The following is a 22163-nucleotide window of genomic DNA, read 5'->3' as shown; positions in this document are numbered from 1 at the left end:
TGACGTTTCCCCGCTACCGGGGACGCCCCGGCCAAGGAGTGGCACATGACAACGACACCTTTACCTGCACCCGACAACGAAGAACGGCTTGCCGAACAAGCCCTGGGACTGGATGACAACCCGCACATCGACACACTGTTGCCTCGCCCCACCGCGCGCGACCACAAACGCTTCAAGGCTCTTTTACGCCAGACACCCGCGCTCGCGCAATCAATGACCGTTGAAGCGTACAAGGCACAACGCATCGACGAGCAAATCTACCAAACCGTAGAGAGTTTCATGAAGGCAGGCACCGGGCTGCTCCGTCAGTTGGCCGGCGATCTGTTGTTTTCACTCACTATCGAGGAAGTGCGCGCAACGCCATCCGTATTTCTGCGACAGATACTCGATTCCGCGCAATCCAAAGAGCTGACAGATCGGCTACTGAAGGCTCTCAAATGGTATGGCGCCCGGCCCGGCGAACAGACACCCGAATCCATGCGCCGCCAACTGTTGTGCAAAGCGATCTGCGTGTACCTGCACAAGCCGCGACCCGGCGAGCCGCAAGCAGCTTTTGGTTTCTCCTGGCAGGATACGGCGCACTGGGGCAAAAGCTATCAGGCCCTGTGGCAGGATTTTGAAGAGCACTTGAAGCGCTCGCATCGGGTGATTTACACCAAGGAAGCGATCATCCTCGGGCGGATCGCGCAGACTCGATTGTCCAGCGACCTGGCCGTACGCGATATCCCCGCCGAGTTGCGTTACAAAAGCTCGCCGGTGTGGGTCAACTTCATGCACGGCGTGCTGCTGGCTGACGAGCTGAGCCTGAATCAATCGCCACCGCTGACGTTTCAAGAACTGGTCAACCTGCCTCTGCAGCGCAGCGAGGGCGCCTCGCCCGAGCAGCTTGAGCAAATTGCGAAATGTCGCCTCCGCCCCGCACTGGAATGGGCGGTGTGCACCGGCTCCGTTGAGTTGCGAACGGCGTCCACCTACACCCCGCAAGATTACCAGCGAGCGATGGAGGCCCTGCAAACCCAGAACGAGCGCTTGAACACCGCCGTCATGGAACTGGAAGAACGGATCCCCGAACGGCTGAAAATGGCCAAAAAGATCAAGGACGAGCAGTGGGGTGCCAATACGCTGGAAGCCGACGGGCGCCGATTATTCCTGATCGACCCAATCTCGGTGAAGTCCAGGTCGGCGCCGCCATTGACCCTGCCGGGCCACGCCTTTCTCGACCTTTACGCCGATGGCCAACTGGACGACGGCAGCATGTGGGGCCTGACCCTGGCCGATGGCAAGACACGCACCCGCCTGACGTTGCGCATTGATCCTCAACGTAAATGCTGGCTGGAAGCGCCAGACCACCAAGGGATTTACCGCCAGATGGACGGCCCCCTGCCCAGTGGCAAGACATTACCCGATATCAATGCGGCGTTTGAAACGGCCTTCAAACGCTATCTGGCGACCATGACCAAGGCCTATCAGACCCTGCTCGCCAGTCTGCTGACCTCCCTGCCCCTGGCCGAGCGCAACGTACTCGCACAGGGTGAGGTCGAGATACTCCGACTGCGAGCAAGCAAAACACCAGGCAACCTTGCCATCCAGCAAAAGGCACGCAAGGGCTTTGTGCTGAAGGCGACCCAAGGCGACGACATCACTTACTACGAAGTCATCCCCAGTGCTGGCATCATTCGTTCACGTTCGGCCCTGAGAGTGGCGATCATTGCGGGCAATCGCCGCGAACTTCCGTTGCACGTCTCACTCCCTGAGTCCCCCTATTCGCCCGGTCAAAACACCCGTACGTCGCTGCTTCTAGACCTCGAAGCGCATGTTCAGGGCAAGATGCCGGAGAAAAAACCCCACTGCTACGGTTTCCTCGACAGCGTGGCGCTGGTGCCGCCAGCCTCGGCGGCCAACCCGGCGGCCACCGACACTGAAGCGGCGGTGCTGGCCGCACGCCTGAATGCAGTGGCCGAGGTCATCGCCTCGAAATTTCTCTATGTCGATGAAAACGAGTTGCGCACCGAGGCCCGGGGCATGACTTCTTTCGACGAGATCAGGGCGAGGAACGAGAAACGCCGGGAAACCTTTGTCACGGTGGTCAAAGGCTTCGTGCCATTTTGGGGCAGCATTGAAGACCTGCTTTCGGACAGCACCACCAGCAAAGTGCTGGGTGGCCTCGGACTTCTGGCGGATCTGGCGTCGTTCCTTTTTCCCATCGGCAAGTTCATCTCCGGTTCGGTGCGCTTGATCAAGGCCAGCACCGGCACCGCGCGCATCGCCGTCAAAGCCAGCCTGCCGTCCTTTTCAACGCTGACCCGCAAGCTGCTGATATCCACAGTGCGCAACACCAACCCGCTGGACGTTATCCCGTCGGTGGTACGTGGGGTGAGCAAAGGACTGCTCGGGGTCGGTCGCGTGGCTGTGTGGGGGGTCAACAGTCTGCGCAGCAGTGTTGCCGGTTTCCGACTGGCTCGCAATCTGCCGCAGGCCATCGATGCGGGGCAGTGGAAGCCGCTCAATGCCAGTGATCGACTGGCGACGCTCGATGGCATCGATGACGTTCTGGTGCGCCAGACAAACCCGCGGGATCCAAAACAACTGCACCTGGTCGACCCGGTGACATCCTTGCCCTATGGCCCGCGCTTGAGGAACGGCAGAAGTCTCACCGAGGGCCGCTCCGCGTTCAAGGCGCTGCCACCGAGCGAATCCCATGCTCTGGCAGAAATACCGGACAATGCCCGCGTCCGTGAAATGTTTGAAGTGGATGGTCGCACCACGATGTTGATCGATGACGTGCCGTATCGCCTGGACGGCAACCAACTGCGTCGCGCCGATCTGATCGATGATCAGTCGATGTTCAAAGCGTTGCCTTGTCGCCTGAGGCGTGCAGGCAATAACCGCTGCCAAACCCGCTACGTCACCGGCGAACCGGCCGCCACGCCGGCCGTGGGTACGTTCGACGAAACCAAAGACTATGCGCCATGGTTTGGCGACAGCATCTACACACCGGCGAATGCCCGACAACCAATGTCACTCAAGCAACTGAAAAGAAACAGTCAGCACCAGGCAACCATGTCCTTTCAAAAAGGGATATACGGCAGGCTCAAAGTCGAGATCCCCTCCAGTAATCCCCGACAGCCGCATATCCTCGAAGCGGGTGCGACCATTGTCCCGGCCATCGACGGTTCGAAACACTACGTGTTCACTCGACTGGATGCCGGCGACTTTTACGTGGCGGAACTGGCCAAGGGGCAAACATTTGCCACGCCTTTGACTTTGCGCAAGGCCAGCACCTTGCCCGCCGACTTGAAAGATGAATTGATGACGGTTTACACCGGCTCCCTCAACGCCAACAACATGGCAAGGATTCACGGCGTGGAAGCGGTGAAGCGCGCCATGCGAACCATGGACGAGATCGCCATACCGATTGGCGGCCGGGTCAACCCGCCCGACACCCTCAAGCATTTGAGAGTCGATACCAGCCCGGGCGAAGCGGTGCTGTTCGATCACGCCTCGCGCATGATCATCACCCGCAAACCGACCAGTGCGGCGGTGTGGTCTCGCAGCGAGACCGCCTCGGTGCCCTTTCGCCAGAGAGCAGCGGACATCTTCGATACGCTGCACGCTGGCGGCCGCTACGATCCCGATTGGGTGCACAACCTCGATGCCGATATTGTCGATACCCTTCCGATCAACCGGACGCTGCACAGCGAGTCAATCGATCAGGCCATCGGCAGGGTTCGGGCGCTGATTCCTATCAGCCCGCACACCGGACGGCCGAGAAACATCGCCTACGCTGACATTGTTACAGCGACCGGCAAACGTGAGGTGTATGTCAGCGTTTCCGGTAAACACGACGTGACTTCACAGCTGCCGCTGTTCCAACGCCCGCTCGCCAGCAATAGCGTCGTGGTGGGTGATACCACCTACTTCAACGTTGACGCCGGCCGGGGCTTCCCCGAAACATCGCTGAATGTCTCGGAGAACAGCAGGATACTGGCCATTCCCCACACAATAGAAAATGTCGGCCAATACAACCCGGGGAAGACTGTTCGGCCGACCTCGCTGGACAGCGAGGCCAAGCTGGTCAATGTGCTGCGGGAAAAGTACCCGGACCCCTCGACGCTCAAATCAGTCGACGTGGTGACGACCCTGCCGCCCTGCGAGAGCTGCTCGGTGGTGATCAAAGAGTTTGGCTTTGACGGCACAACCGAGGGTTTGAAGGTCATGTGGAACTGACCTACAAGCGCTGCAAATGCCCGTACAGCTTGGCGTACAAACCGCCATCGGCAATCAGTTGCTGATGGTCGCCATCCTCGGCCACTTGCCCGCCGTCGAATACCAGCACCCGGTCGGCCTGCTTCACCGCTGACAAGCGGTGGGCAATGATCAGCGTGGTGCGGCCATTGAGAAACCGCGCCATGGCCTGATGCAGGTTGTATTCGGTGGCGGCGTCGAGGGCCGAGGTGGCTTCGTCGAGGATCACCACTTTCGGTTCGGCGAGAATCATCCGCGCGATCGCCAGGCGTTGGCGCTGACCACCGGACAGGCGCACGCCGGAGCGCCCGACGATGCTGTCGATGCCATCCGGCAAGGCGCGAATGGTCGCGTCCAACTGGGCGATTTCCAGTGCCTGCCAGCAGGCTTCGTCACTGCGGGTGCGGCCCATGGTCAGATTGGCGCGCACGGTGTCGTTGAACAGCGCCGGGTGCTGCAACACCACCGCGACGTTTTCGCGCACCGTGTCCAGACCGATTTCCTGTTGGCTCGAACCGCCGAAACGGATGGTCCCGGCCAGCGGCGTGTACAGCCCCAGCAGCAATTGCACGAGGGTACTTTTGCCGCCACCGCTGGCGCCGACGATCGCGACTTTCTCACCGGGGGCAATCGACAGATCGAGTTGATCCAGCACCAGTTCATCGCCGTAACCGAAGCTCAGACCCTGCACCTGAATACCCACCGTGTCGCGCCCCTTGAACGGATCGACACCGCCGGCATACTGCGGCTCATCGGCACGCGCCAGCAGCTCGTTGATCCGCGTCAGCGCGCCGCCCGCCGCGTAGTAGGCGTATTGCAGATTGAGCAGTTGTTCGACCGGACCGATCATGAACCACAGGTAACTGAACACCGCGAGCATCTGGCCGATCGACAGGTCGGAAAACAACACGGTGAGCATCGCCGCCGCGCGAAAAATGTCGATGCCGAACTGGAAGAGCAAACCACTGGCGCGGTTGGAGGCGTCGGTTTTCCATTGCGAGTTGACCGCGTAATTGCGCACTTCCTGCGCGCGCAGGCCGAGCCGTCCAAGGAAGAAACCCTGGCGGTTGCCGGCACGGATTTCCTGAATCGCATCGAGGGTTTCGCTCAACGCCTGGGTGAAGCGCGAGGTGCTGTCGTTCTCAAGCTTCTTCAGGTGTTTGACGCGTTTGCCCAACTGCACCGTGGCGTAGATCACCAGCGGGTTGAACAGCAGAATCAGCAGCGCCAGTTTCCAGTGCATCCACATCAGGATGCTCGCGGTGCCGACCAGCGTCAGCATCGCCACCAGAAAGCGGCTGAGGGTTTCGCCGACAAACTTGTCGAGGGTATCCAGATCGGTGACCAAGTGCGTGGTCACCGTGCCGCTGCCCAGGCTTTCGTATTCGCCAAGGGAGATGCGTTTGAGGCGTTCGATCAAGCGCACGCGAATGCGATAGACGATGTCCTTGGCCAGCCGGGCGAACAGCCGCGACTGCAACACACCAAAGCACAGCGAGCCACAACGCAACGTCAGGGTGACCAACAACATCAGGCCGATGTAACCCGCCGCTTGCTGCCACATCGACGGCAACACATGGTTCATGACTTTCAGTGCGGCGTCGCCGTGGCCGAGCAGCACTTCGTCGACGAGCAATGGCAGCAGCAACGGGATCGGCACGCTGCACAACGTCGCCAGCACGGCGACGCCGTTGGCGATCCACAGGGATTTTTTGTGCGTCAGTGCCAATCGCCGGACTTCTGCCCAGCTCAGCCGGTCGACACGCTTTACGGCTGGCGTGTCATCGGCCAGATCAGGCACAGGCGGCGCGCTCCAGCCAGCGGCCGAGCAATGGCGACAGTTCGCTGAGCGGTTGATAGCCGTTGGTCAGCAACGCCAGTTGGCCGTTGCGCTCGGCCAGCAGGGTCGGGAAACCGGCGATGCCGAGATCCTGCACCCAACTGAAATCGGCCTGAGTCGCTTTGTGTTGATCGGCATGGTCGAACAACGCGGCGAACTCGATACGCGGCACACCGGCCTGCTCAGCCAGCTCGACCAGCACGCTGGCCTGAGTGACATCGCGGCCTTCAGCGTAAAACGCCTGCTGAATCAGCCCGACCAGTGTCCACGCACAATCCGGCGCCAGACTGCGCGCCGTAACGATTGCGCGGCAGGCCGGCTCAGTGTCGTAGACAAAACCGTCGGGCAAGGCGCCGTCAAACTTGAATGGCTGGCCGGTGGCCTCGGTGACCGCTTGCCAGTGCTCAAGGATGTAGCGCCGTGTGGTCGGCTCCAGCGCCGAGCCGCTGCCGGTGCGCAGGCCACCGACCACCAGATGCAACTCCACCCCGGCTGCTTGCGCCTGCTCGACGAGTGCCTTGGCCACCGGAGCAAATCCCCAGCACCACGAACACATCGGATCCATCACATAGAGCAGGCGTGCTGACATGATTAAGCCTCGGTGGATGCTTGCTTGTAGTTGTAGCCGATCGGGTGCGGCTGGTTGCGCGCCTTGGCCAGTTCGATCTGCTTTTGCCGATCGATGGCGCTGCGCCGGGTTTTCTCGCTCAGCGTGTCCCAGCAATGCGGGCAGCTGATGCCGGCCACGTAATGCTCCGAGGTGCGATCTTCAACGCTGACCGGTGTGCGGCAGGCATGACATTGATCGTAGTCGCCTTCGCTGAGGTCGTGACGCACGGTCACGCGGTTGTCGAACACGAAGCAGTCGCCCTGCCACTTGGTTTCTTCCTGCGGCACCTCTTCGAGGTACTTCAGGATGCCGCCCTTGAGGTGGTAAACCTCTTCATAACCTTCGCCGAGCATGTAGCTCGAGGCTTTTTCGCAGCGAATGCCGCCGGTGCAGAACATCGCGACCTTCTTGTGCACGGCCGGATCGAAGTGTTCTTTGATGTAGTCGGGAAATTCACGAAAACTGGTGGATTTCGGATCGATGGCGCCTTCGAAGGTGCCGATCGACACTTCGTAATCGTTGCGCGTGTCGATCAACAGCACTTCCGGGTCGCTGATCAACGCGTTCCAGTCTTGCGGATCAACGTAGGTGCCGACCTTTTTGTTCGGGTCGACGCCTTCGACACCGAGGGTGACGATCTCTTTCTTCAGTTTGACTTTGGTCCGATAGAACGGCTGCTCGTCGCAGTACGACTCTTTGTGATCAATGTCGATCATGCGTGGGTCGTTCTTGAGCCAGGCGAGCAGGCCGTCGATGCCTTCGCGGCTGCCGGAAACCGTGCCGTTGATGCCTTCTTCGGCGATCAGCAGGGTGCCTTTGATCTGGTTGTCGACCATCGCTTGCAGCAAAGGCTCGCGCAGGTTGACGTAATCTTCGAGGGTGACGAACTTATACAGTGCCGCCACGACAATCGGTTGTGTCATGGGTATTTCTCCAGGTGGCTACCCTCGCAAAGGGTGAACCGGATTCAAAAAAAACGCGCCGGGTGAGCGGCGCGTTGCGGATTCTAGCAAAAAACCGAAGCTTAATGCTTGCTGCCGCCGGCACAGGTCGGCGATGCCGGAGCGGCGTCGATCTCCGCCCATTCCTGCGGGGTGTAGGTGTGCAGCGCCAACGCATGGAACTCGCCCATCAGCTCGCCGAGCGTGCCGTAGACTTTCTGGTGGCGCTTGACCCGGTTCAGGCCGTCGAACTGCGCGCTGACCACAACTGCCTTGAAGTGCGTCTGTAACCCGCGACTGTGCATGTGGCTTTCATCCAGCACTTGCAAGTGCTCAGGCTGAAGCAGGGCCAGCGTCGATTCGATGCGTTGTTGCATGGTCATCACGAACTCCGCTTACTTCTTCTTGGCCGCCGCAGCAGCGCCTTTCGGGTCCAGCTCTTTGGTCATGTCGTCGAGCAGCTTGTTGACGACCGGTACGGCGCTTTCCAGTTTGGCCTGGGTCATCTGGGCCGATTGCTGAGTCAGCTGCGGCATTTTTTCCAGGACTTTCTTGCCCAGTGGCGACTGGTAGAACGCGACCAGGTCTTTCAGCTCCGACTCGCTGAAGTTAGTGGTGTAGAGCTTGACCATGTCCGGCTTGAGCTTGTTCCAGCCAATGGCCTGGTCCAGCGCGGCGTTGGCCTTGGCCTGGTAGGTTTCCAGGACGGCTTTCTTGGCTTCCGGGGCTTTGGTCTGCTCAAAACGCTGAGCGAACATTTGCTGCACTTGCATGTACACCGGAGTGCCCAGCTTGTCAGCGTGCGCCAGGGTCAGAAAAGCTTCAGCACTGGCGTTGTGGCTGGCGGTATCGGCAAGCACCTGGCCGCTGGCGCAAACCAGTGCAACCGCGGTGCAGATGGCACGAAGACGAGTCATCGAGTTTCCTTTTCAGCTAGGCGAGGTCAAACCCCAAGGGCGACCATTCTGCGCCTAAAAAACCTCGTCGCTCAACCCCCGAGCCTTGCCGTGCTTGATTGCCCGGGTTTTACCGGTCAACAATCGGCTCGATGGAACCACCACGGCCGATGCCGGCCTAAACTGCGCAAACAGACCAACAGGAGTGTGCACGATGAGCCGTATCGAAACCGACAGCCTGGGCCAGATCGAAGTCCCGGACGACGCCTACTGGGGTGCTCAGACGCAACGCTCGCTGATCAACTTCGCCATTGGTCAGGAACGCATGCCGCTGCCGGTGCTGCACGCCCTGGCCCTGATCAAGAAAGCCGCTGCCCGCGTCAACGACCGCAACGGTGACCTGCCCGCCGACATTGCCCGCCTGATCGAACAGGCCGCCGACGAAGTGCTCGACGGCCAGCACGACGACCAGTTCCCGCTCGTCGTCTGGCAAACCGGCAGCGGCACCCAGAGCAACATGAACGTCAACGAAGTCATCGCCGGACGCGCCAATGAGCTGGCCGGCAACCCGCGTGGCGGCAAGACGCCGGTGCACCCGAACGACCACGTCAACCGCTCGCAAAGCTCCAACGACTGCTTCCCCACCGCGATGAGCATCGCCACCGCGCAAGCCGTGCAGGAACAACTGCTGCCGGCGATTGCCGAGCTGTCCGGCGGCCTCGCCGAACTGGCCGCGCGGCACATGAAACTGGTGAAGACCGGGCGTACGCACATGATGGATGCGACGCCGATCACCTTCGGTCAGGAACTGTCCGGTTTCATCGCGCAGCTGGACTACGCCGAACGCGCGATCCGCGCCGCACTGCCAGCGGTGTGTGAACTGGCCCAGGGTGGCACTGCGGTCGGTACCGGTTTGAACTCGCCGCACGGTTTTGGTGAAGCGATTGCCGCCGAACTGGCGGCGTTGTCGGGCTTGCCGTTCGTCACTGCGCCAAACAAATTCGCCGCCCTCGCCGGCCACGAACCGCTGACCAGCCTCTCCGGCGCGCTGAAGACCCTCGCCGTGGCATTGATGAAAATCGCCAACGACCTGCGCCTGCTCGGCTCCGGCCCTCGCGCAGGTTTCGCCGAAGTGCGACTGCCGGCGAATGAGCCGGGCAGCTCGATCATGCCCGGCAAGGTCAACCCGACCCAGTGCGAAGCGCTGTCGATGCTCGCCTGTCAGGTGTTGGGCAATGACGTGACCATCGGCATTGCCGCCAGTCAGGGTCACTTGCAGTTGAACGTGTTCAAACCGGTGATCATTCACAACCTGCTGCAATCGATTCGTCTGCTGGCCGATGGTTGCAGCAACTTCCAGCAGCACTGCATCGCCGGGCTGGAGCCGGATGCCGAAGTCATGGCCCGCCATCTGGAACGTGGATTGATGCTGGTGACGGCGCTGAACCCGCACATCGGCTATGACAAGTCGGCGGAGATTGCCAAGAAGGCTTACAGCGAAGGACTGACCTTGCGTGAGTCGGCGCTGGCGTTGGGCTATCTGACGGATGAAGAGTTTGATGCGTGGGTGCGGCCGGAAAACATGATCGAGGCTGGTGCCAAGGGCTAGTTTTATAGCGGCTGAAAGTCAGTCTTCGCGAGCAAGCTCGCTCCCACACTTGGGCGCATTTCCAACATGAGAATGCAGTCGAATGTGGGAGCGAGCTTGCTCGCGAATGGGGCCAACGCGGTTTAACTGGCCGCCATCTTCATCCGCCGCGCCTTCAACCCGGCAATCAACGAAGGCCCCAACGCCACCAGCGCCGACCCCAACACCACCAGCACCGCCCCGCCATAACCCAACCCATTGATCTGTTCGGCATGCACATAGTCCGGCCAGATCCCGGCCGCAATCGCCACCGCGCCAAACGTCACCAACGGCGTGATCGCCAACGTCGCACTGACCCGCGACGCCTCCCAATGCGCCAGCGCTTCGGCGAATGCGCCGTAAGCAATCAGCGTGTTCATGCAGCACGCCAGCAGCAGCCAACCCTGCAACGGGCTGAGGTTCAGCGCTTCCAGCGGATGCACCCACGGCGTCAGCAACAGTGCGCAGAACAGGTAGATCACCATCATCACCTGCAGCGAATTCCACACCGTCAGCAATTGCTTCTGGCCCAGCGCATAAAAGGTCCAGACCGTCGACGCCAGCAGCACCAGCAGCACGCCTGCGGTGTAATCCGACAGCGACGTGAGCAGCTCCGCCAGGCGCTGATTGAAAAACAGCACAAAACCGATCAACAGCACCGCCAAGCCAATGCCCTGGCCAATACTGAAACGCTCCTTGAACACAAACAGACTGGCGATCAGCAACATGATCGGGCCCATTTGCACCACCAGTTGCGCGGTGCCGGGGCTGAGCAGATTGAGGCCCATCAGGTACAACACATAGTTGCCGACCAGCCCGAGCACGGCCATCAGCACCAGCCAGCCACCCTTGGGGCCGAGCACTTTGCGACGGGGCAAGCGCTTGACCGAGGCCAGATAAATGAACAGGCAACCGCCGGACACCAGCAGACGAAACCAGGTCACTGTGACCGGGTCCATCACCATCAGCACCTGTTTGAGTTTGATCGGCAGGATGCCCCACAAAAACGCGGTCAGCAGCGCGAGGAACAAGCCGTACACCCAGCGACCCGATGAAACGTGCATACAAACCCCAACGCCTGCTGACAAGTGCGCTCATTCTAGGCGCGCCGTGGATCCGCACACAGGGACAGTTAAGGCCAGGACGCGAATGAAACTGTGCAGGTCGCAGCATTAAATTGACGCGGCGCCGTTGATCGGCTGGCCGGGCGCGTCAAGTGCTTCAGGCATAAGCTCATTGGATCCGTTTCAGCGCACCAGCCAGGGAGACCGATCATGTTAGCAATGCGCGCCCAGGACAGCGCCCCCGCCACGCACTTTCGCAGCGACCGGGTGTGCCGGGTCAATGGCGAACTGTTTTTCAGCACTCGGGAAAATACCCTTGAGGGGCCGTTTGACAGTCACGAGAAGGCTGAGCAGGAAATAAAGGCTTATATCGCGCGGATGCAGCTTCTGGACTCCAACCGCTAAGTGGTGGTGATCCAATCGCTGGCAAGCCAGCTCCCACAGGATTGGTGGCGTACACAGATTTTGCGAACGCTACGAAACTTGTGGGAGCTGGCTTGCCAGCGATAGCAATGGAACAGGCAACAAAAATGCTATGGCTTAGCGCACCGCCTCAAACAACCCGGTAGCGCCCATCCCGCCGCCCACGCACATCGTCACAATCCCATAACGCAGATTACGCCGTTGCAACTCCCGCACCAGATGCCCGACCTGCCGCGACCCGGTCATGCCGAACGGATGACCAATGGAAATCGACCCGCCATTGACGTTGTACCTGTCGTTGTCGATCTCCAGCCGATCACGGCTGTACAGGCACTGCGAAGCAAACGCCTCGTTCAGCTCCCACAGGTCGATATCCGCCACCTGCAAGCCCTTGGCCTTGAGCAGTTTCGGCACCGAGAACACCGGGCCGATGCCCATCTCGTCCGGCTCGCAACCGGCGACGGTGAAACCACGGAAAAACGCTTTCGGCTTGAGCCCCAGTTGCAGGGCTTTTTCCAGGCTCATCACCAAGGTCATCGATGCACCGTCGGAGAGCTGCGACGAGTTGCCCGCCGTCACCGAACCATCCTCGGCAAACACCGGTTTCAACCCGGCGAGGCTTTCGTAAGTGGTATCGGGGCGGTTGCAGTCGTCGCGATCGACGACGCCATCGAGAACCTGCACTTCACCGGTGTTCTTGTCCTCGACGCGATACTTGACTGCCATCGGTACGATTTCATCGTTGAACAGCCCGGCGGCCTGCGCCGCCGCAGTGCGGATCTGACTTTGCAGGGAGTAACGATCCTGCGCTTCACGGCTGACGCCATAACGCCGCGCCACGATTTCAGCGGTCTGGCCCATCGTGTAATAGATGCCCGGCGTCTGCTGCTTGAGCAGCGGGTTGATCAGGTGATCGGTGTTGACGCTTTTCATCGTCAGGCTGATCGACTCGACGCCGCCGGCGACGATGATGTCGCTGCAGCCCGAGGCAATCTGGTTGGCGGCAATCGCAATCGCCTGCAAACCCGACGAGCAGAAACGGTTGAGGGTCATGCCGGCCGTGCCGGTGCCCAGTCGCGAGAGCACCGCGACGTTGCGGCCGATGTTGTAGCCCTGCGCGCCTTCGTTGGAGCCGGCACCGACGATGCAATCCTCGACGCTGGCCGGGTCGATGTCATTGCGCTCAAGCAGCGCGTTGACGCAATGAGCCGCCATGTCGTCGGGACGGGTCTGGTTGAACTTGCCGCGAAAGGATTTGGCCAGGCCAGTCCGCACGCTGTCGACGATCACCACTTCACGCATGGCATACCTCATTGTTGTTGTCGGTTGAGAGTGGACCGAGCATAAGTCCACCCCATCGCCGACCGCGACAATCATTCACCCCGCGTATGCGCATCCATCGGTTTCAGTCCTTGTGTTTCTTCGCGTGCTTGTCGGATTTCTCGAAGGCGTCTTCCAGTGCGCGGTTGATCGTGCGCAACACCTTGACCCGCGCCCAGCGCTTGTCATTGGCCTCGACCAGCGTCCACGGCGAGATTTCCGAGCTGGTGCGGTCGACCATATCGCCCACGGCAGCGCGGTAGGCGTCCCACTTGTCGCGATTGCGCCAGTCGTCTTCGGTGATTTTGAAGCGCTTGAACGGGATCTCTTCACGCGCCTGGAAACGCTCCATCTGCGTGTCCTTGTCGATGGCCAGCCAGAACTTGACCACGATCACCCCGGCGTCGGCCAGTTGCTCTTCGAAATCGTTGATTTCGCCATAGGCGCGCAGCCAGTCCGCCGGCGTGCAGAAGCCTTCGATGCGCTCCACCAGCACGCGGCCGTACCAGGAACGGTCGAACACAGTGAACTTGCCGCGTGCCGGAATGTGTCGCCAGAAACGCCACAAGTACGGCTGCGCACGTTCCTCTTCGGTCGGTGCGGCAATCGGCACGATGTTGTACTGACGCGGATCGAGCGCCGCTGCAACCCGGCGAATCGCCCCGCCCTTGCCGGCCGCATCGTTGCCTTCGAACACCGCCACCAAGGCGTGGCGGCGCATGCGTTTGTCGCGCATCAGCCCGGACAGGCGCGCCTGTTCGGTGATCAGTTGTTCTTCGTAGTCCTTCTTGTCCAGACGCTGGGTCAGGTCGAGGCTGTCGAGCAGGTTCAACTGATCGACCGGTGTGCCCAGCGGCGCCGCGCTGACATCGTGAGGATGCACGTCCGGTCGCTTCAGCGCATTTTGCAAACCTTCGAGGAGAATCTTGCCGACCGCCAGACTGCGGTAGTGGGCATCGACACCTTCGATCACATGCCAAGGCGCATAGTCGCGGCTGGTACGGCGCAGCACGCGCTCGCCGTACTTGACGAACTTGTCGTAGGTTTGCGATTGCTGCCAGTCCAGCGGGCTGATGCGCCAGCTGTGCAACGGGTCATCGGCGAGCGCCTTGAGCCGGGCCTTCATCTGTTTTTTCGACAGGTGAAACCAGAATTTGAAGATCAGCGCGCCTTCATCACAAAGCATTTTTTCCAGACGTTCGGCGCCGGCTATCGCCTGATCCAGACGCGGATCCTTGAACAGGCCATGCACCCGCCCTTGCAGCATCTGGCTGTACCAGTTGCCGAAAAAAATGCCCATCCGCCCCTTGGCCGGGAGCATCCGCCAATAGCGCCACGCCGGTGGCCGGGACAGCTCTTCATCGGTCTGCTGATCGAAAGTGCGCACTTCGATCAGGCGCGGGTCCATCCACTCGTTGAGCAACTTGACCGTCTCGCCCTTGCCCGCGCCTTCGATGCCGTTGATCAAAATGATCACCGGGAAACGCTTCTGCTGCTGCAATTCGAACTGGGCTTCGAGCAAGGCTTCGCGCAATGCCGGGACGGCCGCCTCATAGGTGTCTTTGTCGATGGCGTGACCGATTTCAGCGGATTCAAACATGGGACGGCTCCTTCCAGGGTTCAGCAAGACTAGCGGATTGGGCACAGCAGCGGCGCAGAAATTCCCGCGGGTGGCGGATTGTCCGCGAGTCGTCGGGCGCAAGCCTTGCCATGGATCAAGCACCCTCCGCCCGATCAGCTAGAATGGCGGCCTTGTCGTTGCCGAGCCTGCCATGAAACCCGTATTGCCCCACGCCCAACTCGATTGGGATGAACAAGGACGCCCGCGTTCGCGCGTGTTTGATGATGTGTATTTTTCCGACAAATCAGGTCTGGATGAAACCCGTTATGTGTTCCTTGAACAGAATCGCCTGGCCGAGCGTTTTGCTGCGTTGCCGGCGAGCGGGCGGCTGGTCATTGGCGAAACCGGATTCGGCACCGGGCTGAATTTTCTCTGCGCCTGGCAGTTGTTCGAACAACAGGCCGTGGCCGGCGCGCGACTGCATTTTGTCAGTGTCGAAAAGTACCCGCTGAGCCCTGCCGATCTGCAACGGGCACTGGCATTGTGGCCAGAACTCAAACCGTTGGCAGATCAGTTACTCAAGCACTACGTCGCGATTCATCAAGGCTTTCAGCGCATCACTCTGGCCGGCGGCCGCGTCACGCTGACCTTGCTGATCGGCGATGCGCTGGAGCAACTGCCGCAGCTCGATGCGCAGATCGATGCGTGGTTTCTCGACGGTTTCGCCCCGGCGAAAAACCCCGACATGTGGACGGCTGAACTGTTCGTCGAACTGGCACGTCTGGCGGCCCCCGGCGCCACGATCAGCACCTTCACCAGCACCGGTTGGGTGCGGCGCTTGCTCAACGCCGCCGGGTTCAAGATGAAACGCACGCCAGGCATCGGCCACAAGTGGGAAATCCTCCGTGGCGAGTTTCTCGGCTGGCCGTCAGAGGTCGCAGCGCCCGCTGCGGAAAAACCGTGGTTCGCGCGCCCTGCCCCGCTCGCCGGTGCACGTCGCGCGCTGGTGATCGGTGCCGGTCTGGCCGGTTGCGCCACGGCGTCCAGCCTCGCCGCGCGCGGTTGGCAGGTCAGCTTGCTGGAGCGTCACGAGGGCGTGGCGCAGGAAGCTTCGGGCAATCCGCAGGGCGTGCTGTACCTGAAACTCTCAGCTCACGGCACCGCGCTGTCGCAACTGATCGTCAGTGGTTTCGGCTACACCCGCCGCTTGCTGGAAACCCTGCAACGCGGCACCGATTGGGCTGATTGCGGAGTCCTGCAACTGGCCTTCAACGCCAAGGAAGCCGAGCGTCATGCGCAACTGGCGGCGGCGTTCCCGGATGACTTGTTGCAGTGGCTCGACCAGCCGGAGGCGCAGGCTCGCGCCGGAATCGGTCTGGCCCATGGCGGTCTGTACTATCCCGAAGGTGGTTGGGTGCATCCACCTGCATTGTGTCAGGCGCAAACGGCGCAGCCGAATATCGAACTGCTCAGCCATCGCGAAGCGCTGCAACTGCGCAAGGTCGATGATCAGTGGCAAGCCTTCGACGGTGAGCGCTTGCTCGCCAGCGCAGCGGTCGTGGTGCTGGCCGGCGCCGCCGAGATCAAACGCTTTGCGCAAAGTGCCGAGCTGCCGCTCAAGCGTATTCGCGGGCAGATCACTCGCCTTGCCGAGACCACAGAAAGCCGGGCTCTGACCACTGTGGTCTGCGCCGAAGGCTACGTCGCACCGGCGCGTTTGGGCGAACACACCCTCGGTGCCAGTTTCGATTTCAATAACGATGACTTGACGCCGACCACCGCCGAGCATCAAGGCAATCTGGCGATGCTCGAAGAGATCTCCAGCGATCTCGTCACGCGCCTGCACATCAGCGAGCAGCCTGTCGAAAGCCTGCAAGGTCGCGCCGCGTTCCGTTGCACCAGTCCTGATTATCTGCCGATTGTCGGCCCGCTCGCCGACCGCGACGCCTTTCTCGAAAGCTACGCAGCGCTGAGCAAGGATGCCCGACAGGTGCCAGACATCCCTTGCCCATGGCTGGACGGCCTGTACGTCAACAGCGGCCATGGTTCTCGAGGTCTGATCACCGCGCCGCTGTCGGGTGAATTGCTCGCCGCCTGGCTCGACAACGAACCGTTGCCGTTGCCACGCAGTGTCGCCGAAGCCTGCCACCCGAACCGCTTTGCCTTGCGCTGGCTGATTCGCGGCAAATGAACGCAAGCCAGTGGGCACTGCAACGGTGCCCCGCCGGTCTGACCGCCCCACTTATAACTTATCGTTCTAAAACTCCCACAACCGCACCGGGTCAGTTTCTGAGTACCGGCCATTTTGGCCACTGAAGAAATACCCTCCCCAACGGAAAAACCGGTAAGGACTTTATGTGCGGATTAGCTGGCGAGTTACGTTTTGATCAACAACCTGCAGACCTTGCAGCGATCGAGAGAATCACCCATCACCTGGCCCCTCGCGGCCCTGACGCGTGGGGCTTCCATGCCCAAGGGCCGATTGCCCTGGGGCATCGGCGCCTGAAAATCATGGACCTGTCGGACGGCTCGGCGCAGCCGATGGTCGACAACCAGTTAGGCCTGTCGCTGGCCTTTAATGGCGCGATCTACAACTTCCCGGAACTGCGCGCCGAGCTCGAAGCGCTGGGTTACGCCTTCTACTCCGGTGGCGACACCGAAGTGCTGCTCAAGGGCTACCACGCCTGGGGCGAAGCACTTCTGCCGAAGCTCAATGGCATGTTCGCCTTCGCCATTTGGGAACGCGACGCCAAGCGTCTGTTCATCGCCCGCGACCGTCTCGGCGTGAAGCCGTTGTACCTGTCGCGCACCGGTCAGCGTTTGCGCTTTGCTTCGGCCTTGCCGGCGCTGCTCAAGGGCGGCGACATCAACCCGATCCTCGATCCGGTGGCACTCAATCATTACCTGAATTTCCATGCTGTGGTCCCGGCGCCACGCACCCTGCTGGCGGGTATCGAAAAGCTGCCGCCAGCGACTTGGATGCGTGTTGAAGCCGACGGCAGCACCGAACAGAAAACCTGGTGGACCCTGCCCTACGGCCCGCACGAAGATGAGAAAAACCTCAATCTGGAAGACTGGGTCGACCGCGTCCTCGACAGCACCCGTGAAGCGGTGGCGATTCGTCAACGGGCGGCGGTGGATGTCGGTGTGTTGCTCTCCGGCGGTGTCGATTCGAGCATGCTCGTCGGCCTGCTGCGTGAAGTCGGCGTGGAGAACCTGTCGACCTTTTCCATCGGTTTCCAGGATGCCGGCGGTGAGCGCGGCGACGAGTTTCAGTATTCCGATCTGATCGCCAAACATTACGGCACGCAGCATCACCAACTGCGCATCGACGAGAAAGAAATCATCGAGCAACTGCCCGCCGCATTCCGCGCGATGAGCGAGCCGATGGTCAGCCATGACTGCATCGCGTTCTATCTGCTGTCGCGCGAAGTGGCCAAGCACTGCAAAGTGGTGCAGAGCGGCCAAGGCGCCGATGAATTGTTCGCCGGTTATCACTGGTACCCGCAAGTCGATGGCGCGGCCGATCCTTACGCGGCCTATCGCAATGCGTTCTTCGACCGCAGCTACGACGACTACGCCGCCACCGTGCAGCCAAAATGGCTGACCGCGCATGACGCAGCCGGCGATTTCGTCAAAGAACATTTTGCCCAACCTGGCGCCGAGGCAGCGGTGGACAAAGCCTTGCGCCTGGACAGCACGGTGATGCTGGTCGACGACCCGGTCAAACGCGTCGACAACATGACCATGGCCTGGGGCCTGGAAGCGCGCACGCCGTTTCTCGACTATCGACTGGTCGAACTGTCGGCCCGCGTGCCGGGCAAATTCAAGCTGCCCGATGGCGGCAAACAAGTCCTGAAGGAAGCCGCGCGCCGAGTCATTCCAAGTGAAGTGATCGACCGCAAAAAAGGTTACTTCCCGGTGCCCGGTCTCAAGCACTTGCAGGGCGATACGCTGAACTGGGTGCGCGAACTGCTGCTCGATCCGAGTCAGGATCGCGGCCTGTTCAACCCGGCCATGCTCGACAAATTGCTGACTGATCCGCAAGGCCAGCTGACGCCGTTGCGCGGTTCCAAGCTGTGGCAACTGGCGGCCCTGAACCTGTGGCTCAGTGAACAAGGAATCTGATAGATGAAACCTCACGCTACGGCCATCAACCAACGCCTGTTGCGCGGCCAGACGCCGTCGTACGAACGTTTGCAGGCGCGTCTGGCCGAAGACGGCAGCAGCCCCGCCGCCGAGCCGATCGCGGTGCATTGCGGCTGGGGCCGGTTGTTGATCGGCCACACTTTTCCCGACCCGGCGTCGCTGGCGCAGGAGTTGCTCAACGAGCAGCCCGGCGAACGCGACATCGCTTTGTACGTTGCAGCACCGCAGCAGATTCTCGGACTTGAGCCGACGCAATTGTTCCTTGATCCATCCGACACCTTGCGCCTGTGGTTCAGTGATTACCGGCAGGCCACCCGAGTGTTTCGCGGCTTTCGAATTCGTCGTGCACAAAGCGAAGCGGACTGGCAGGCGATCAACCAGTTGTATTCGGCGCGCGGCATGTTGCCGATCGACGCCACCAGGCTCACTCCGCATCATCAGGGCGGCCCGGTGTACTGGCTGGCCGAGGATGAAGACAGCGGCGCGGTGATCGGCAGCGTCATGGGCCTGAACCATCAAAAAGCCTTTAACGACCCGGAAAACGGCAGCAGCCTCTGGTGCCTGGCGGTTGATCCGCAGTGCTCTCGGCCGGGTGTCGGCGAAGTGCTGGTGCGCCACCTGATCGAACATTTCATGAGTCGCGGTTTGAGTTATCTGGACCTGTCGGTGCTGCACGACAATCGTCAGGCGAAAAACCTCTACGCCAAGCTCGGTTTCCGCAACCTGTCGACCTTCGCCATCAAGCGCAAGAACGGCATCAACCAGCCGCTGTTTCTCGGCCCTGGGCCGGAAGCGCAATTCAATCCGTATGCGCGGATCATTGTTGAAGAAGCGCATCGGCGCGGCATCGATGTGCAGGTGGATGACGCCGATGCCGGGCTGTTCACCCTCAGTCATGGTGGCCGCCGCGTGCGTTGCCGCGAATCGTTGAGCGACCTGACCAGTGCCATCAGCATGAGCCTGTGCCAGGACAAAAGCCTGACGCACAAAGTGCTCAAAGGCGCCGGGTTGAAGTTGCCCTCGCAGCAACTGGCGGGCAATGCCGACGACAACCTGGCCTTTCTCGATGAGCATCAACGGGTGGTGGTCAAGCCGCTCGACGGCGAACAGGGCCAAGGCGTGGCGGTGGATTTGCAGAGTATCGAAGAGGTGCAGCAAGCCATTGAAGCGGCGAAGCAGTTTGACAGCCGGGTGCTGCTGGAGAGCTTCCACGAAGGTCTCGATCTGCGGATTGTGGTGATTGGTTTTGAAGTGGTCGCGGCGGCGATTCGCAAACCAGCGGAAGTGGTCGGCGATGGTCAGCATTCGATCGGGGCGCTGATCGAAGCGCAGAGCCGTCGTCGGCAAGCGGCCACCAGTGGCGAGAGCAAGATCCCGCTGGACCACGAAACCCAGCGCACCTTGCATGCGGCGGGTTATGACTACAGCAGCATCTTGCCGGCGGGTGAGCATTTGTTTGTGCGGCGCACGGCGAATCTGCACACCGGTGGCACGCTGGAAGATGTCACGGCGATTCTGCATCCGACGCTGGTCGATGCCGCCGTGCGGGCGGCGCGGGCGCTGGACATTCCGATGGTCGGCCTGGACTTGATGGTGCCGGCGGCGGATCAGCCGGAGTACGTATTTATCGAGGCCAACGAACGCGCCGGGTTGGCCAACCATGAGCCGCAGCCGACGGCGGAACGCTTTGTCGATTTGTTGTTTCCGCACAGTCAGCCGGCCATTTAACCCTTTCCTGATCGTTCCCACGCTCTGCGTGGGAACGCCTCACTGGACGCTCTGCGTCCGCTCTTGGGACGCAGAGCGTCCCTGGCTGCATTCCCACGCAGAGCGTGGGAACGATCAGTGCTCAACCCATCAGGAGTTTCCATGACCACGCAAATCCCCGAACCGGATCTCAACTACCTGCAAAAAGTCCTCCTGGAAATGCTCGCCATTCCCAGCCCCACCGGGTTCACCGACACCATCGTGCGTTACGTCGCCGAGCGTCTGGAAGAACTCGGCATCCCTTTCGAGATGACTCGGCGCGGGACCATTCGCGCGACACTCAAGGGCAAGAAAAACAGCCCCGACCGCGCGGTCTCGGCGCACCTCGACACCATCGGCGCGGCCGTGCGGGCCGTGAAAGATAACGGCCGCCTGACGCTGGCGCCGGTCGGCTGCTGGTCGAGCCGTTTTGCCGAGGGCAGCCGCGTCAGCCTGTTCACCGACAACGGCGTGATTCGCGGCAGTGTGTTGCCACTGATGGCGTCCGGGCATGCGTTCAATACTGCGGTGGACGAGATGCCGATCAGTTGGGATCACGTCGAACTGCGTCTGGACGCCTATTGCGCGACCAAGGCCGATTGCGATTCGCTGGGCATCAGCGTCGGCGATGTGGTCGCATTCGACCCGCTGCCGGAGTTCACCGAGAGCGGCCATATCAGCGCCCGTCACCTGGATGACAAGGCCGGTGTCGCCGCGCTGCTGGCGGCACTCAAAGCCATTGTCGACAGTGGTCAGGAGTTGATGATCGACTGCCATCCGCTGTTCACCATCACCGAGGAAACCGGCAGCGGTGCGGCGGCGGCGCTGCCGTGGGACGTCAGCGAATTCGTCGGCATCGACATCGCCCCGGTCGCCCCCGGCCAGCACTCCAGCGAACACGCGGTGAGTGTGGCGATGCAGGATTCCGGCGGACCGTACGACTATCACCTGTCGCGGCACTTGCTGCGCCTGGCCAGCGAAAACGAACTGCCGGTGCGCCGTGACCTGTTCCGTTATTACTTCAGCGATGCGCATTCGGCAGTGACCGCCGGCCACGACATCCGCACGGCCCTGCTCGCGTTTGGCTGCGATGCAACGCATGGTTACGAACGCACGCACATCGACAGCCTGGCGGCGTTGAGCCGGTTGTTGGGCGCCTACATTCTGAGCCCGCCAGTGTTCGCCAGCGATGCGGCGCCGGCCAATGCCTCGCTGGATCGCTTCAGTCATCAGATTGAACATGACACGCAGATGGAGAGCGATACGCGGGTGCCGTCGGTGGACAGTCTGGTGGGGCAGCGTTCCGACAGCTGATCCCTGCTGTGAATGGACCGGTCCCATCGCTGGCAAGCCAGCGCCCACAGTTTTCGCGGTGAATCACATATTTGTGAACCCCCTCAAACCCTGTGGGAGCTGGCTTGCCAGCGATGGGGCCGGCACAGGCCACACAAAACTGGCAGGCAAACCGCAATCGCCGTAGCATCCCGCCATTGATTTAGCCGAGGTGCCCATGCTCATTCCCTACGACGCTCTTGAAGTCGACACCCTCACCCGCCTGATCGAAGATTTCGTCACCCGCGACGGCACTGACAATGGCGATGACACGCCACTGGAAACCCGCGTGCTGCGCGTACGCCAGGCGTTGACCAAAGGCCAGGCGCTGATTGTGTTCGACCCGGAAAGCGAGCAGTGCCAGTTGATGCTCAAGCATGACGTACCCAAGCACCTGTTCGACTGAAAC

16 protein-coding genes are annotated in these 22163 nt (G+C 61.1%); 8 read left to right on the top strand and 8 right to left on the bottom strand.

Annotated features, from left to right (window positions below):
* The first annotated feature begins 45 nt into the window (after window positions 1-45).
* Window positions 46-4227 carry a deaminase domain-containing protein gene (locus WA225_RS12020; protein ID WP_422608066.1) on the top strand — a complete coding sequence of 1394 codons (4182 nt, stop codon included), beginning with the start codon at window positions 46-48 and terminating at the stop codon, window positions 4225-4227.
* Window position 4228: 1 nt separating this feature from the next.
* Here the strand turns inward: WA225_RS12020 and WA225_RS12015 are convergent, their stop codons facing one another.
* From WA225_RS12015 to WA225_RS11995, 5 genes are all read right to left on the bottom strand, one after another.
* Window positions 4229-6046, bottom strand: a complete 1818-nt coding sequence (locus WA225_RS12015; protein ID WP_422608065.1) for an ABC transporter ATP-binding protein — start codon at window positions 6044-6046, stop codon at window positions 4229-4231.
* Window positions 6039-6641, bottom strand: a complete 603-nt coding sequence (locus WA225_RS12010; protein ID WP_172828209.1) for a DsbA family protein — start codon at window positions 6639-6641, stop codon at window positions 6039-6041. Before WA225_RS12010 ends, WA225_RS12015 begins: the two co-directional genes overlap by 8 nt.
* 35 nt (window positions 6642-6676) lie before the next feature.
* On the bottom strand, window positions 6677-7618 hold the full coding sequence (locus WA225_RS12005) for a rhodanese-related sulfurtransferase (RefSeq protein ID WP_422608064.1): 942 nt from the start codon (window positions 7616-7618) through the stop codon (window positions 6677-6679).
* A gap of 101 nt (window positions 7619-7719) precedes the next feature.
* Window positions 7720-8019: a BolA family protein gene (locus WA225_RS12000; protein WP_064120325.1), complete on the bottom strand. Its 300-nt coding sequence runs from the start codon at window positions 8017-8019 to the stop codon at window positions 7720-7722.
* Between the two features lie 12 nt (window positions 8020-8031).
* Window positions 8032-8553: a DUF2059 domain-containing protein gene (locus WA225_RS11995; RefSeq protein ID WP_422608063.1), complete on the bottom strand. Its 522-nt coding sequence runs from the start codon at window positions 8551-8553 to the stop codon at window positions 8032-8034.
* Between the two features lie 193 nt (window positions 8554-8746).
* On the opposite strand from WA225_RS11995, the gene WA225_RS11990 reads away from it, so the two are divergent.
* On the top strand, window positions 8747-10141 hold the full coding sequence (locus tag WA225_RS11990) for a class II fumarate hydratase (RefSeq protein ID WP_422608062.1): 1395 nt from the start codon (window positions 8747-8749) through the stop codon (window positions 10139-10141).
* Between the two features lie 122 nt (window positions 10142-10263).
* On the opposite strand, the gene WA225_RS11985 is transcribed toward WA225_RS11990, so the two are convergent.
* Complete coding sequence (locus WA225_RS11985; protein ID WP_422608061.1) at window positions 10264-11223, bottom strand: DMT family transporter; 960 nt, start codon at window positions 11221-11223, stop codon at window positions 10264-10266.
* Between the two features lie 210 nt (window positions 11224-11433).
* On the opposite strand from WA225_RS11985, the gene WA225_RS11980 reads away from it, so the two are divergent.
* Window positions 11434-11628: a DUF6316 family protein gene (locus tag WA225_RS11980; protein WP_422608060.1), complete on the top strand. Its 195-nt coding sequence runs from the start codon at window positions 11434-11436 to the stop codon at window positions 11626-11628.
* 135 nt (window positions 11629-11763) lie between these two features.
* Here WA225_RS11980 and WA225_RS11975 read toward each other — a convergent pair whose 3' ends face one another.
* Both WA225_RS11975 and pap read right to left on the bottom strand, forming a co-directional pair.
* Window positions 11764-12948: a thiolase family protein gene (locus tag WA225_RS11975; protein ID WP_422608059.1), complete on the bottom strand. Its 1185-nt coding sequence runs from the start codon at window positions 12946-12948 to the stop codon at window positions 11764-11766.
* 103 nt (window positions 12949-13051) lie between these two features.
* Complete coding sequence (pap, locus tag WA225_RS11970) at window positions 13052-14566, bottom strand: polyphosphate:AMP phosphotransferase (RefSeq protein ID WP_422608058.1); 1515 nt, start codon at window positions 14564-14566, stop codon at window positions 13052-13054.
* 172 nt (window positions 14567-14738) lie between these two features.
* Here pap and mnmC point away from each other — a divergent pair, with 172 nt between their 5' ends.
* The 5 genes from mnmC (at window position 14739) to WA225_RS11945 (ending at window position 22160) form a co-directional block, all read left to right on the top strand.
* On the top strand, window positions 14739-16718 hold the full coding sequence (gene mnmC / locus WA225_RS11965) for a bifunctional tRNA (5-methylaminomethyl-2-thiouridine)(34)-methyltransferase MnmD/FAD-dependent 5-carboxymethylaminomethyl-2-thiouridine(34) oxidoreductase MnmC (RefSeq protein ID WP_422608057.1): 1980 nt from the start codon (window positions 14739-14741) through the stop codon (window positions 16716-16718).
* Between the two features lie 164 nt (window positions 16719-16882).
* Window positions 16883-18655, top strand: a complete 1773-nt coding sequence (locus WA225_RS11960) for an N-acetylglutaminylglutamine amidotransferase (RefSeq protein ID WP_422608056.1) — start codon at window positions 16883-16885, stop codon at window positions 18653-18655.
* Window positions 18656-18658: 3 nt separating this feature from the next.
* Window positions 18659-20404 (top strand): N-acetylglutaminylglutamine synthetase, encoded by a 1746-nt coding sequence (gene ngg, locus WA225_RS11955; RefSeq protein ID WP_422608055.1) that lies wholly within the window; start codon window positions 18659-18661, stop codon window positions 20402-20404.
* Window positions 20405-20545: 141 nt separating this feature from the next.
* Window positions 20546-21736, top strand: coding sequence for an osmoprotectant NAGGN system M42 family peptidase (locus tag WA225_RS11950; RefSeq protein WP_422608054.1), 1191 nt, complete (start codon window positions 20546-20548; stop codon window positions 21734-21736).
* Between the two features lie 196 nt (window positions 21737-21932).
* Window positions 21933-22160: a YheU family protein gene (locus WA225_RS11945; protein ID WP_003192759.1), complete on the top strand. Its 228-nt coding sequence runs from the start codon at window positions 21933-21935 to the stop codon at window positions 22158-22160.
* Window positions 22161-22163: the final 3 nt, after the last annotated feature.

The organism is Pseudomonas sp., from assembly GCF_049300855.1.
In the GTDB taxonomy this organism is placed as follows: domain Bacteria; phylum Pseudomonadota; class Gammaproteobacteria; order Pseudomonadales; family Pseudomonadaceae; genus Aquipseudomonas.
The sequence above is the reverse complement of the archived record's forward strand: the minus strand, read 5'-3'. Positions and strand labels throughout refer to the sequence as shown.